This window comes from Haloechinothrix sp. LS1_15, assembly GCF_033042135.1.
Taxonomy (GTDB): domain Bacteria; phylum Actinomycetota; class Actinomycetes; order Mycobacteriales; family Pseudonocardiaceae; genus Haloechinothrix.
Window position 1 is genome coordinate 77,787 of record NZ_WBXM01000011.1, and the last position, 12,800, is coordinate 90,586.

At 66.8% G+C, this 12,800-nt stretch carries 14 protein-coding genes; 7 read left to right on the plus strand and 7 right to left on the minus strand.

Translation table 11 applies throughout. The features are described 5' to 3' along the window. Positions 1-6: 6 nt before the first annotated feature. From tgmC to F8178_RS16285, 4 genes are all read right to left on the minus strand, one after another. Complete coding sequence (gene tgmC / locus F8178_RS16270) at positions 7-1,188, minus strand: ATP-grasp peptide maturase system methyltransferase (RefSeq protein WP_317495672.1); 1,182 nt, start codon at positions 1,186-1,188, stop codon at positions 7-9. Continuing rightward, on the minus strand, positions 1,185-2,183 hold the full coding sequence (gene tgmB / locus F8178_RS16275) for an ATP-grasp ribosomal peptide maturase (protein ID WP_317495673.1): 999 nt from the start codon (positions 2,181-2,183) through the stop codon (positions 1,185-1,187). Before tgmB ends, tgmC begins: the two co-directional genes overlap by 4 nt. Beyond that, the gene (locus F8178_RS16280) at positions 2,147-2,503 is read right to left on the minus strand and encodes a hypothetical protein (RefSeq protein WP_317495674.1); all 357 of its coding nucleotides are present in this window, start codon (positions 2,501-2,503) and stop codon (positions 2,147-2,149) included. The genes tgmB and F8178_RS16280 overlap by 37 nt, the downstream gene beginning before the upstream one ends. A 142-nt stretch (positions 2,504-2,645) precedes the next feature. Then, on the minus strand, positions 2,646-3,248 hold the full coding sequence (locus tag F8178_RS16285; RefSeq protein WP_317495675.1) for a hypothetical protein: 603 nt from the start codon (positions 3,246-3,248) through the stop codon (positions 2,646-2,648). 651 nt (positions 3,249-3,899) lie between these two features. Here F8178_RS16285 and F8178_RS16290 point away from each other — a divergent pair. Together F8178_RS16290 and F8178_RS16295 are read left to right on the plus strand one after the other, a co-directional pair. Beyond that, entirely contained in the window at positions 3,900-4,937 is a 1,038-nt protein-coding gene (locus F8178_RS16290; protein WP_317495676.1) for a hypothetical protein, read from the plus strand. Between the two features lie 217 nt (positions 4,938-5,154). After that, positions 5,155-5,625 carry a deaminase gene (locus F8178_RS16295; RefSeq protein WP_317495677.1) on the plus strand — a complete coding sequence of 157 codons (471 nt, stop codon included), beginning with the start codon at positions 5,155-5,157 and terminating at the stop codon, positions 5,623-5,625. A gap of 97 nt (positions 5,626-5,722) precedes the next feature. Here the strand turns inward: F8178_RS16295 and F8178_RS16300 are convergent, their stop codons facing one another. Beyond that, positions 5,723-6,550, minus strand: coding sequence for a glycerophosphodiester phosphodiesterase family protein (locus F8178_RS16300; protein WP_317495678.1), 828 nt, complete (start codon positions 6,548-6,550; stop codon positions 5,723-5,725). Positions 6,551-6,703: 153 nt separating this feature from the next. Here F8178_RS16300 and F8178_RS16305 point away from each other — a divergent pair, with 153 nt between their 5' ends. The 4 genes from F8178_RS16305 to F8178_RS16320 all read left to right on the plus strand — a co-directional run bounded on the left by F8178_RS16305 (position 6,704) and on the right by F8178_RS16320 (position 9,781). Then, positions 6,704-7,027: a hypothetical protein gene (locus F8178_RS16305; protein WP_317495736.1), complete on the plus strand. Its 324-nt coding sequence runs from the start codon at positions 6,704-6,706 to the stop codon at positions 7,025-7,027. 462 nt (positions 7,028-7,489) lie between these two features. Continuing rightward, complete coding sequence (locus F8178_RS16310) at positions 7,490-8,191, plus strand: DNA alkylation repair protein (protein WP_317495679.1); 702 nt, start codon at positions 7,490-7,492, stop codon at positions 8,189-8,191. A gap of 351 nt (positions 8,192-8,542) precedes the next feature. Further along, positions 8,543-9,034, plus strand: coding sequence for a hypothetical protein (locus F8178_RS16315; protein ID WP_317495680.1), 492 nt, complete (start codon positions 8,543-8,545; stop codon positions 9,032-9,034). Positions 9,035-9,130: 96 nt separating this feature from the next. Next, positions 9,131-9,781 carry a hypothetical protein gene (locus F8178_RS16320; RefSeq protein WP_317495681.1) on the plus strand — a complete coding sequence of 217 codons (651 nt, stop codon included), beginning with the start codon at positions 9,131-9,133 and terminating at the stop codon, positions 9,779-9,781. A gap of 106 nt (positions 9,782-9,887) precedes the next feature. Here F8178_RS16320 and F8178_RS16325 read toward each other — a convergent pair whose 3' ends face one another. Next, positions 9,888-10,931, minus strand: coding sequence for a site-specific integrase (locus tag F8178_RS16325; RefSeq protein ID WP_317495682.1), 1,044 nt, complete (start codon positions 10,929-10,931; stop codon positions 9,888-9,890). Between the two features lie 102 nt (positions 10,932-11,033). Here F8178_RS16325 and F8178_RS16330 point away from each other — a divergent pair, with 102 nt between their 5' ends. Continuing rightward, positions 11,034-12,221, plus strand: a complete 1,188-nt coding sequence (locus F8178_RS16330; RefSeq protein ID WP_317495683.1) for a hypothetical protein — start codon at positions 11,034-11,036, stop codon at positions 12,219-12,221. A gap of 14 nt (positions 12,222-12,235) precedes the next feature. Here the strand turns inward: F8178_RS16330 and F8178_RS16335 are convergent, their stop codons facing one another. Beyond that, complete coding sequence (locus F8178_RS16335) at positions 12,236-12,712, minus strand: PPOX class F420-dependent oxidoreductase (protein WP_317495684.1); 477 nt, start codon at positions 12,710-12,712, stop codon at positions 12,236-12,238. Positions 12,713-12,800: the final 88 nt, after the last annotated feature.

The window sequence follows — 12,800 nt, forward strand, 5'->3', positions numbered from 1 at the left end:
CTGCGCTCACGGCGACCCGGCGTCGAGCTGCCAGCGGTGGACTCCGTCCGGGTGGTCGAGCGACACGGTGTGCGTGCCCTCGTGGTCCACGGTGAGACCGAGCCGCTCCCAGCCGGGCCTTCCGTACCTTGTCCAGTCAGCGTAGGCGGTCTCCCACCGTGTCCAGAGGGAGGCGGGACCGGCCTCGACGACACGGCGGCTACCGTCCGCTTCGGCGGTGCTCGCCACCTCGCACCAGGATCCGTCGGTGGCGCTGAGGAAGATCTCACCGGCGCTGCCGTCGTCTCGGATGCGCTGGCCGTAGCTGAGGTGCGACGGCATGGCGAGCTGGGCGAGAAACCACGGGACCGTGTAGCGCCAGGGCTCGGCCGGTGCGGTGGTGTGCCGCTCGGATCCCGTGGCGCGGGTGCGGCGGGGTTGTCGCGGCGGGTCCGACCCGTCGTCCCTGTCGTGACGCATGGTCATGAAGCCACCCCAAGAGGGGAGGAAGCGGCCGGACGCGCTGTCACCGTCGCGCTGGAGCAGCACAAGGTTGCCCGCGACGCCGCCAGCCTTGAGGTCAGCGAGCACCAGCCCGCCGTCACGGACCTGCTCGATCCACGGGCGAGGGATCGCGCCGACGGCGCAGGTGGCGATGATCCGGTCGTACGGCGCGTGGGACGCGAGGCCCACCGCCCCGTCGCAAGCCACAAGCGTAGGGGTGTAGCCGAGCGCGGCCAGCCGGGTGCGCGCCACCGCGACCAGCTGGCCGTCCCGATCGACGGAGTACACGTGCTCGCTGCCGAGCCGGTGGCATAGCAGCGCGGCGTTGTATCCGGTTCCAGTGCCGATCTCGAGCACGGTGTGCCCGTCGGTGACGTCCAACGCTTCCAGCATGGTGCACATCAGGCCGGGTGCGGTGGACGAGGACACGGCGATCTGTCCCGTTCCCCAGCGGGGATGCGTATCGGTCACACTGGTGATCAGAGTCTCGTCGGAATAGACCGTGGAGAGCCACTCGTCGCGCCCCACGGTCGCCCCGTCCACGGTGGACCAGCTGCCGTCGTCGCGCTGACGGTAGTAGCGAGGCACCAGTTCGTGGCGCGGCACGCCCGCGATCGCACGCCGCCATTCTGCTGAGCGCAGTTCGCCGGAGCGGACGAGTGCGTCGGCCAGCGCCTTGGCCCTGTCCTGCCAGTCATCGGTCATCGTTGGACTCCTCCGTGAGCCAGGTACGCGGCTATGGCGTCACTGATGGCTGTGCCCCACACCGCGTGCAACCATCCGTACTGCCCTCCGGGATTGGATTCGAGAAACACCCACCGGCCATCGGGCCGGACCACGAAGTCCAGCGCGGAGAAGGCCAACCCGGAGGCTGTCAGGAACTCCCGGATAGCTGCGGCCACGAAGTCGGGAACGTCGATCGCCGCGTAACGCAAGACGTCATAGTTGGCGCGCCAGTCGACGTGCGCCTCGGGGTCATCGGTGTGGATGGCGACGGCGAACAGCTCGTATCCAACCGCGACGACACGCACCTCGTGGGCTTTGGGAACCCATTCCTGAAAGAGGTGTGCGGTCAGTTCCACCCCGTCGAGATCGGTCAGGTCCGCCTCGCGGATCCCTTGGGTGTGGGCGACGTACCGGTGGCCTCCTTCGACCAGCACGTTCGAACCGAGCATCTTGGTGACGATCCCGTGCTCGGTGGCCTCGGCGAACCTGCGCACCGCATCCGGCTCGTTAGTGACCAGGGTGCGCGGTACGCGCAGTCCGCAGCGTGAGGCCAGGGCGAGCTGACGCGGCTTGTAGACCGCCTCCGCGTCGCGGTGTGGATGGTTCATCCATGCCGCCGGGATCGAGGCGAGCACGCCGCCGAGGCCGAACCGCGCTTCCCGCTCCGCGTGCGCACGACGCTGACCCGTCAGGTTCCCGGGGAAGGTGAAGGGCGTGGGCCTGCGGTACCAGACAGCCCGCAGGTCCACGAACGTAACGTAGCGTTCCGGAGCGCGGAGACCACCGTTCCATCCTGTCCCGTCGAACTCGGCATCCACGGACAGGTGTTGTGGAAACCACGCGAGGTCGACGCGGACGACGGGAACGTCCCAATCATCGAGCGCGAGGACCACGCGATCCACGCTCGGATCGTACTCTTCGCTGAGAATCAGGACCGTCACGACTGCTGATCCCCGCAGTAGTCCATGGTCCACTCCTCGATTCCTTCACGATTGCCGTCGGCACTGCCGGTTGTGGTCTTGTCCCACGACTCGATCATGGTCACCAGTGGGGTTTCGCTGCCATCCGTGGCAACGGCGACCTGAAGGCGGGAACTGTACTCGTACGACACCGGTGTCATGGCGTTCACCGGACATGACGCGTCGAAGAAGCGCAGCCCGAAAGGCGTCGCGGCGTCAGCCGGGACGGTCTCGCTCGGTGGGAAGTCGAATATCGGTCGCGCGAGCGGGAACTGCTGGCCAACCGGCGCCAGGACACCGGAATGGTGCTGGTGAACGGTGGGGGTGACGGACATGGTGTCTCCTTACGCGGTCGTAGGTACGGTTCGATCGGTGGTGGCTTCCGGTCCGTAGGCGGATCTCATCCGCCCCGCATCCCTCCTTTCTGCGCTATGGCGAATCCCGGGACCCCGAACGCGGCCGACGATCACCGGCGACTCATGACCGGCCCATTCGCTCGGCGAGGGTGGTGGTGGCGGTGGTGTAGATGTGCTCGGCAGGGCCGGGCTGCCATCCGGTCTGGTTCGGGTGGATGTGCCAGGTGAGGGTGCCGGCCAGGGTGCGGGTCGGCGGCAGGGGGATCAGCTCGCCAGGCTGGGCCACGGCCAGGTCCGGGATCCCGGCCGGAGGTGCGATGCCCGGTGTGATCACCAGCGCCGCGCCGTGGGGGCCGAGCATGACCGGGCACACGGGGCCACGGTCGCTGGCGTGGGTGAGGGTGGCGGTGGCCAGCCAGACCGGCAGGTACAGCACCGTAAGCTGCTCCCCGGCACGCGCCAGGATGCTGTAGGGGGCCAGCGACCACCAGTGCCACACCCGGCGCGGATCACGCAAGGTGCGCGCCCCGCGCAGCACCGGCACCAGGCCGGGAGCCGGATCGCCGGTATGGCCCCGCAGGTAGCGCAGCCCGTCACAGGCCGCGCCCGGGATCACCCCCCAACCGTGGGCGGCGTAGTCCACCGCCGCCTCCCGCAGCCGGGCATGCTCCGGGCTCCACACACACCGCGCCCGCAACTCCGCATCAGGCAGTGGCGCGCTCATCGCCACTCACCCCCTCCCGCCGCCGAACCAGGGTGGTGGGACGCGGCGAGCCCGACCGCAGGAAGGGGAGCCGGGACAGATCGAGCCCGCCGCGAGTCTGTGGGTCTCGGCACCAGGTCACCGTTAGACAGGACGCTCCGGCAGGCCGAGCATGCCGGGCAAGGGGCGGCCATCATCGGCGCGGCGGCAAATCGCGCACCACACACTGCGCTATACGTTCCGGTTCCGTGCTGCAACCCGGCAGCCATATCCGATCGTGCGGCGGCGTGATCCGTCACGGCATCTACGGAGGTTACCCAGATGATGCGCTCGCGTCGCGGCGCCGACCGCCCGAGCGGAGGGCGTTCTCCGGTACAGATACGGCACCCGCTGTGCCCTTCGGCCCGTATTCCCCGTACCTGCTCGACGATGAGCAGCAGCAAGGCGAGCCCAGCGCCCACCATGAAGATGATCAGTATAGCACTGCTGGTCTGCACGTTCCCTCCGCATGACGCTTCCTGCCAACCACCACGAAATCGCAGGCCAGGCCATGGGAACACCCAGCACGGCAGTGATCTTGTGGGACACTATGTCCCTGTGCGACAGGGAATCGTCGTGTATCTGCGTATGTGCGCTACAGTGCATGCCCGCTGAAAGAGGGGAGAGGATGGTATGCCCACAGCGGTGCGAAGCGTCAAACAGGAGCAGCGCGAGCTGGCGACGCACCTGCGTGAGAAACACAAGACCTGGCCCGAAGTGGCACGTGCCTTCGCGGAGAATTACGGGATGAATATGCGGGTGGCGCTGCGTGCCGTACGGGATTGGAGCCAGCGCGACGCCGCTGAACAGTGGAACAGACGGTGGCCGTCGGACCCGAAGACGTTCAAGAACTTCTCGTACTGGGAACTGTGGCCCGCCCGAACCGGACACGCTCCTTCGCTGGAGGTCCTCGCGCGCTTGGCCGAGCTGTACGAATGCAGCATCTCCGACCTGGTCAGCGACTGCGCCGACTTCCGCTCCCACGATCCTATCCATCGCGAGACACAGGGATTGGCGCACGTGTCGAGTGTGATTCAACCGGACGGGGAAACTGGCGAAGTGGAGGAACTTGTCACCCGAGTGGATCGCACCGATGTGCACGAGTTGGCACGAACGGCGGTATCTTGGGTGAGCCGTGTCGGTACGGGGCTAAGCCGGAGAGCGTTACTTCTCAAACTCAGTGCCGCGCTGTCGATCGCGGCGGCTGCACCGGCGCTCGCTGATGAAACTGATCCGAATGCGACGCCGCACACCGAGTCGGTCGACGGTGACCTGTCCGGGATCTGGCACAGCCGCTATGTATTCACCAGCACGGGCAGGGGGATGGACCTGACAGGTGAACACTACGTGGCACTCCGACATGTCGACGGCCGATTGTTCGGCGAGAGCGTGCCTGCGAACAACGGCTCCCGGCTGCGCCTGGATCTGGTGATCAACGGATCGGTTTGCACCGGGACATGGTCCGAACGAACGTCACCGACGGGATACTATCGCGGTTCCGTCTATCACGGCGCGCTGCAGCTGGTCATGGACCCCATGGGAAAGACCATGAAAGGGAAGTGGGTCGGGTTCGACAGGGAATCCAACGTCGACAGCAATACATGGGACATGAACTGGGTGCGGGACGATACCGGTAGATCGGCCCAGCGCGAGTACTACTTCAAAGCCTGATGTCTCGCTTGCGCCGATTTCCGGGCCAGCCGAGCCGAACCGCCCGCAGCCGGTCACGTGGGATGGCGCTGAACGTGACGTTCAGTGCCGTAGATGGAGTGAACGGCACGTTCACCCGTGTTGACGCCCGTGTTGATGAGAGACTGGCGACGCGAGCACAGGTACCTGCCGTGCGTGGGTGCCGGTACGAGCTGCGACATGGGAGGACGGGCGAGTGATGAGTGCGGCAACGCCGCTCGATGATCACCACTGGATGCGCGAGGCGATCGCACTATCCCGGCTGTGTCCCCCCAGCGAGGAGGCCTACTCCGTCGGTGCCATCGTCGTCAGCGCCGAGGGGCACGAGATCGCCCAGGGCTACTCCCGCGAGAGCGATCCCAAGGTCCACGCCGAAGAATCCGCCCTATCCAAGATCCCGAGCGACCACCCCGGGCTACGCTCAGCCACCATATACAGCACCCTGGAACCGTGTTCGCAGCGCGCATCCCGACCCCGCCCCTGCACCCAACTCATCCTCGACGCCCGCATCCCTCGCGTCGTCATCGCGTGGCGCGAACCCAGCCTGTTCGTCGCGGACTGCCAGGGAACCGAGCTCCTGCGCCAAGCCGGAGTCGACGTCGTCGAACTCACCGAGCACGCCAAGGACGCCAAGGCAGTCAACGCGCACCTACCGATCAGCGACCCCTGAGAAGCGTTCCGTAACGCCGACAGCCGTAGGACGAGCAGGTAACGAGGTTCTGGCCGCTGAAGGTGTACGCCCCGGCACTGCGACTACGGTCCCGCCGCTATGACGCGGAGGCCAGGCACGGTTCGTGCCCTTGGCCACACGGGCCGTACCACCGCCCACGTTCGCACAGCACTTCGCGGAGCAGGTCAGGGCGGTCGGTGACGATGCCGTCGACGCCCCTGTCGAGCAGGGTCCGCATCCGCGTGGCGTCGTTGATCGTCCACACGTGGACCTCGGTGCCGAGGCGGTGGGCCGCGCGGACGAACCGATCGTCGACCAGCTCGAACCAGCCGTAACCCGGCGGCACCTGAGCCATCAGCCCCGTGAGCATCCCGCTGAGGCCGACTCGCGGGACACGCGCGTGAAGCCAGAGCGTGTGCACCGAGCAGGGCGACATGGCCGTCGCGAGCTTCGCCGGGCTGACACGACGCCGCAGCCGCGCCAGACGCCGCGTGGAAAACGACGCAGCAGCGACGCGATCGAGCGAGCCTGTTCGTTCGATGACACGAAGGAACGGGTCGAGCGCGGCGTCGATCTTGATATCGATGTTGAAGCGCGCCTCGGGCAGCTCCTCCAGCACATCCTCGAGACGGCTGATCGGTTCGGTGCCGCCGATGCGGGCGCGCCGCACTTCCGACCACGGCAGGTCGCTGACGCGGCCCGTACGGTCGGTGGTGCGATCCAGGTCGCGGTCATGATGAACCACAACGACACCGTCCGAGGTGACCTGGACATCGGTCTCCATGTAGCGGTAGCCCTCCAGCGCTGCCCGCCGGAACGAGGCGAGGGAGTTCTCCAACCCGGCGAGGTCACCGATGTGCCAACCACGGTGAGCGAAAGCGCGGGGGCCGGGCGCCGCGAGGTAAGGATGGTGATCTGGCGTCACCCTGTCAGTATGCCTGCACGGCGTGGCCTCCGGGTGACAGTCGGGTAGCGGGTTAGGGTTCCTTTCGTGGAGACGATCACCGACACGGATACGACGACGGCACCGCCGAGATCAGAAACGTCACGTGACGTTTCTGATCTCGGGCGACGGAGCTTGCGAGAAGCGCGGTATTGCGGCTGGTGTGGGGCACTGCTTGCCTCTTCGGGCGGCATCGGACGCAAGCGCCGCTATTGCGGGCAGGCGTGCCGGCAGCGCGCCTACGAACGGCGTATGGCGGTGCAACGCGGCGGGCTACCCGAGGATGCCGTTGTGTTGTCGCAGGACGAGATCGCCGCGCTGCAAGACCGGTTGTTCCAGCTCCGGTGCGCGGCGGAGGACATCGCGACCGCAGCGGCAGACGAGGTGTCACCCGACGAGCTCCGCCAGCTCGCCACCGAGCTGGCACGGACCGCACGAGGCCTCGAACAGCTCCGGTAACTCGAATAGCCACGAGAAAGGGGCTCCGGGGCTCGAAAACCCGATGTTTCTCCCTCGCGTTCGAAACGTCACAGTGACGTTTCGAACGCGAGGGAAGGGGAGACAAGACACAGGGGCTCGTATCGTGATCTCGAAGCAACGGCCGGGACTCGGGCCAGCGGACATCGACGAACCTGCGTCCCGTGCGACGTTCGAAACGTCAGGGACCGCACCAGCCATTTCCCGACGCCGGGCTGCCGACAGCAGCCACCAGATCTCCGCGACGACGAACCGCGCGCAGCCCGACGCGTGGCGTCGACGCGAACCTCTCCCGCTTTCCCGGCACTCACACCCCATGCGCCGATAATGTACGTTATGTTAAGTTATGTCTTGCCGGGGTCAGCAGACGACGGTGGCAGGACTTCCCCGCATCCGGATCCGCGCCGCTGTGCGGCGACGATGACCAGCCTCTACACTGCTGGGATGCCCGTGCCCGATCGCTCCGCCGCAGGCGTTGTCGCCGCGTTGGAATCGTTGCGCTCCGAGGCCGAACTGGCGAAGGTACGCAAGCGCCTCGCGGCCGATGAGCCAGCGATCGGCATGCGGATGCGCGATCTGTTCGATGTGGCCAAGACACACACCGACCTTCCGCTGACCGAAGTGGAGCGCCTGCTCGACCATCCTGCGTACGAGCCGCGCATGGCAGCGATGTGCGTGCTCGACTTCCAGGCGCGTCGCCGTCTTGCCGACGACCAACGTGAGCAGCTGTACGTGCTCTACTGTGGCCGGCACGACCGGATCACGACCTGGGACATGGTCGACAGGGCAGCACCTCGCGTCGTGGGCGGCTACCTGGCCGGCCGGTCCCCTGCCCCGCTGTACGAGCTAGCCGAAGCGGCCGAACCGCTGCGGCGGCGTACCGCGACGACTGCGACGCTGTACTTCGTGAAGTCCGGTACCGATGACGATCTCGCCGCGGGATTCGCCATCGCGGGCATGCTGGCGGGCGACTCGGAGCCTGCCGTGCACAACGCGGTCGGGATCTTCCTGAAGCACGCCGGCACACGGGACCCGGCCGCCTTACGGCGGTTCCTTGCCGATCACGCTGGGGCGATGCCGCGTCGCGCCGTTCGGCTGGCCGTCGAGAAGCTCGACCCTGCCGAACGCGCCCACTACCTGACCTGAGCCCGGCCTGCGTACCTCGGTGGCCAGCCCGGCACGCAGCGGGCAGGTGTCTCGGTGCGCGTCGGACGGCGCTGGCGAACCGCCCGAGCACCCTAAAGCCCCTCCATAGTGCCCCAACTTCACCAACCACACCACCAAACCCCAGGTCAGCAACCCATGGATCCATCACAGGACGATCCGTGAGCCAAGGAGGAGAAAGTGAGAAGAAAGCGGGCCGCACCATAGTAGGCGGGGTGTTGGCAAGGAAGCTACCACACGTCGCAGATGTACGTTATCTGCGCAGTTCCGCGACCTGTACCTAATGATCAACACATCCATGTCTGCGATGTAAGAAAACGCCAAGGAGGACTTGTGATGCGGATCAAGGAATTGCTCACATCGACGATGGTCGGCGTCATGGTGGTGGGAACGGCGGTGACGGCAGGGACGGCCTCGGCTGCGGAGTCCACGTCAGATACCGCATCCGTCACCCAGTCGGCCTCGGCAGAGGTCCCACACCTACAGACCTCGCGTTCCGACGACGCGGATGCCGACGCGCAGCAATGTCCCGGCGGCGGCTCGGTATGGGCGCCGCCCGGCTACCGTTGGGGCCGGGCCCAATCCAGCTGCGCAGTTCTTGGTAGTCCGGGTCACGAGGTAACCTACACCTGGTGGACCCGAGGCGATGTGGATGCATGTGTCGGGGTGCGCTACTACAGCAACGGCGAGGATAGGTGGTGGGGAACCGGTTGCGGGTCCTTCCGTCGTGTGTCTGTCCCCTGGGGCAACAACGCCGATTACCCAGCGATACGCGCCACCAGCGGCGCTGGCGTCCTCGGAGTCATCGTTGATTTCGCGCACTGACGCTGTGCAGCCTTCACACACGTCCTCTGAATGACACCCGAGCTTTCAGTCGTCACTTGGCATGTGTTTTCGCTGGAATGTCGAGAGGGGACACGAGTGTCCAATATCAAGACGATTTTCGTTGCCTTCGCGTCTGCACTCCTAGCCGGGTGCTCTCTCGGGTCAGATAATCACGATCAGCCGTCGAACGACGGGTCACGGGCTTCTCAGCCAGATGCGCAACATGAGTTCGTCGAAAAGGTTAACGGGTACCTTGCAAATGCCAAGCGATCGGGAGCGACGTCCGAGCAAATCGCGATTCTCGAGCAGGCCGAGGCGAGTGCCGAAGTGTCGATCGAAGACTATGAAGCCTCCGTCGATGCAACGCTAGATTGTTTGCATGAATCCGGTGCCGACGCTCTGGACAACGGAATGATTGAGAGTGAGGGACTATCGATACGCCAATACGGGGTTCCTGTTTCGGCCGAAGAATCTCACCCCCGAGCTATCGGTGACGGGGTGACGATACACCGCTGCGTCGCCGAACACAGCTATTGGATCGAAATTGCCTATCAGCTGCAACCCTCCTCCAGGGAAGTCCGACAGGAATACCGAGAAGGATTCCGAGAGGAACTGCTCGAATGTTACAGTAGCCGCGGATTCGAAGTGGATGAGCACGGAGACATCACCGAACTCATGGAGCTCGGCATGTATGCTTACGAATCCGACACGATTGACGCGAATTGCCTCGCCGAGATCGGCTATTGAACCTGAACCGGGCAATTCATGATACGAGCGAGCTGAACGTGGCGTCCGTGCCTTCTATGGCGCTGAACGTGACGTTCAGCGCCACGCCCCCACCGCCCACGCTGCGTCACAGCCCGATGTTGTTGATCGGGTTCTCGGTCCAGCGGTCGACGGTATGGAAGTAACCGTGGACGGCTTTCGAGCCGTAGGTCCAGCCGCCCTGGTCGCAGACCGCCTTGTGGTCGGCGCCGTGCCTGCGTGCCTCGGTGGCCAGCCCGGCGCGCAGCGAGTGGCCGGTGATCCGGAACGGTAGCTCCGCACGCTCGCCGCAGCGGGTGACGATCTCCCCCACCGCCTGCGCCGACAGCCCCGCCTCGAAGACGTGATCGTGCCGGTCGATGCGGCGGAAGGCGGGCCCCTCGGTGATCCCGGCCGCCGCGCACCAGTCCTGCCAGGCACGTACCGGACAGGTGTCGCGGTGCGCGCCGTGCGGGATCGGCCGCTCATCGGGGCCGGTCTTGGTGTAGCCGAGGGCGGCGACCAGCCCGTTGCTGCCGTCGGCGGTGAGCTGCTCGACATGCAACCCGGCCAACTCGCTGCGCCGGGCCGCGATGGTGAAACCGATCAGCAACAGCGCCCGGTCCCGCCGCCCGGCGCTACTGTCCGGGCAGGCGCGTACCAGCGCTCGCAGCTGCTCCAGCGTGATCGGCGTGGCCTTGCCTCTCCCCCGCACCACCCCGGCGTCGGCGAGCCTGCGCTCGTAAGCCCGCAGCGCCTGCCAGGCCGCCCTGGTCGCCTGCCGGTCCACCGGCACGCGCTGCCTGCGCAGCCCCGCCACGGCCCCCGCGAGCCGTGCCTCCACGGTCGAGGGAGCCGCCTGCTTGGTGGTCTCCATCCAGCGCACGAAGCCGACGAGCGCACCGACGGTGCCGGACAGCTGCGGGATCCCGGCATCACGGGTGTAGTCCTCCCAGAGCCTCCAGGCCTCGGCGTAGGCCCGCCGTGTGTTGGCAGGCCGCTGCTCGTCGACGTAGGCCTCCGCGACCGCGTCGAGCCGCTCCAGCCGTGCCCGCGGCTCGACCAGTGCTCGCTCGTGTGGCCCCAACGGCTTCCCGTCCGGGGCCGCCTCTCCCCCGGCGTCTCCTGGCGTTCTGTCCGGTTCCTGACTCACGATATGTGACCTTATCATAGGTTGATGCTGTGTCCGAGATACTGACCACGTAAACGTAATGGTCTATTATAATTACGTAATTACTTGATGTATACTATTGCCATGGAGAACCCGCAGGTCGCGCATGCGTCGATGGACGAGCACACAGCCACGGACACGACGACGAGACGCGCGGACGCCTCGTCGCGCCTGTGCGCGTTCAGCGGCTGCCGCGCTCCCCTGCCCACCACCGAGGGGCCGGGAAACCGGCCGCGCTACTGCCAGGACGGCAAGACGTGGGGCACGAAAGGGGTCAGTTGCAAGCAAGCGGGCCACGCCGAAGAGATCCTGAACTCAATCGACTCCGGTGCCGTGCCGCTCGCGCTCACCGAACTCTCCGAACGGGTGACGGCCGCGCTCGATCCGGCGCTGCAACTCGTCGATGCGCTCCAACGGGTGCAACAGCAGCTCGAATCCGAGGTGACTCGGGCCGAGCGGGAACGCGACGAGGCGCTGCGCACCGCGGCGGAGGAACAAGGACTGCGGGCGGTCGCAGAGGAGCGCGCCGACGAGGCTGACCAGCGAGCCAGGCAGGCCGAGCAAACCTCGGCCGCAGCGACCGCCGCCGAGGAACAGGCCATCGGCGACCGGGATCGGGCGCGTCAGGCCGAGCAGGACGCCGAGCGGGCGCGGCTACGCGCGGAGACCCAGCGCGACAGCGCCCTGGAACAGGCCGAGCGGTCGCAGCAACGGGCTGACGAGGCCGCAGCACAGGCCGAAGAGCTCAACCGCTCCCTCGCGGCGGCGCGTGCTGAGGTCACGGGCCTACGCGAGCAGCTGGACAGCGAGCGGGAACGGGCCACGGCCGACCGGCAGCGCGCCGAGCAGCGCGCGGCCGAGTTCGAATCCCGGATCGACGAGCTGCGACGCGAGCACCAGCAGCAGCTAGAGCGTGAGCGCGAGCGCGCGGCGGTCGAACTCGACCGGCAGCGCGCCGAGCTCGACCGGGCACGCCAGGAGGACGCGAACCGTCACGCGTCGGAAGTCGCCGAGCTGCACCGACGGTTGGGTGACCGGGAGCGGCAGCTCACCGACAACGCCGAGCGGGCGGATACGGCGCGCGCCGAGCTGGTTCGCTACCGCGACGCCGTCCGGACCGTGCTGGCCGAGTACGGCGCCGAGGACGGTGACGCGCCCGAGAACCGGGTGGCCTCCCGACTGACCGAGCTGGTCGCACCCCTTGACGAGTCACCGGGCTCGCAGGCGTCGGTGCCGGAGGAGCACGGCGTGAGTCCCACCGGACCGGACTGACCGCGGGCTCCTGCTCAACCGGACCGATCGGGCCCGGCCCGCCCGAGGTGCAGCCGCACCAGCACACGCTGCTCGGCACACATCGACGCCCGGTACTCCTCCCAGTTCGGGTGTTCGCCGGAGACCTTGCGGTAGTAGTCGACGAGCCCGTCCATCGCTTCGGGCAACTCCACGATCTCGGCACTGCCCTCGACCTGGATCCAGTCCCCGAAGAACGAGTCGGGCAACACGCAGAGCCAGGCACGCGGGTCCCGTCGCAGATTCCGGACCTTGAACGCTGGGCCTCGGGTGCTGATCAGTGCCGCTCCCGCATCGTCCAACGCCGTCAGGACCGGGGACATCTGTGGTGTTCCGTCCGCACGCATGGTCGCCAGCACCGCCCGGTGCTGCCTGCGCATCACGTCGCGGGCATCAGCGAGTTCCATGACGCGAGCATGCCCGACCCGCCGCGCCCGCGCGAACGCCTGTTCGCGCGGGCGCGGCGACGTCACCAACACGAGTGGACTTGCCTCGCAGGTATAGGAGCCCGAGGTCAGCAGACCTAATGTCACATTCAGTAACTTCAACGTTGCGAAGGAG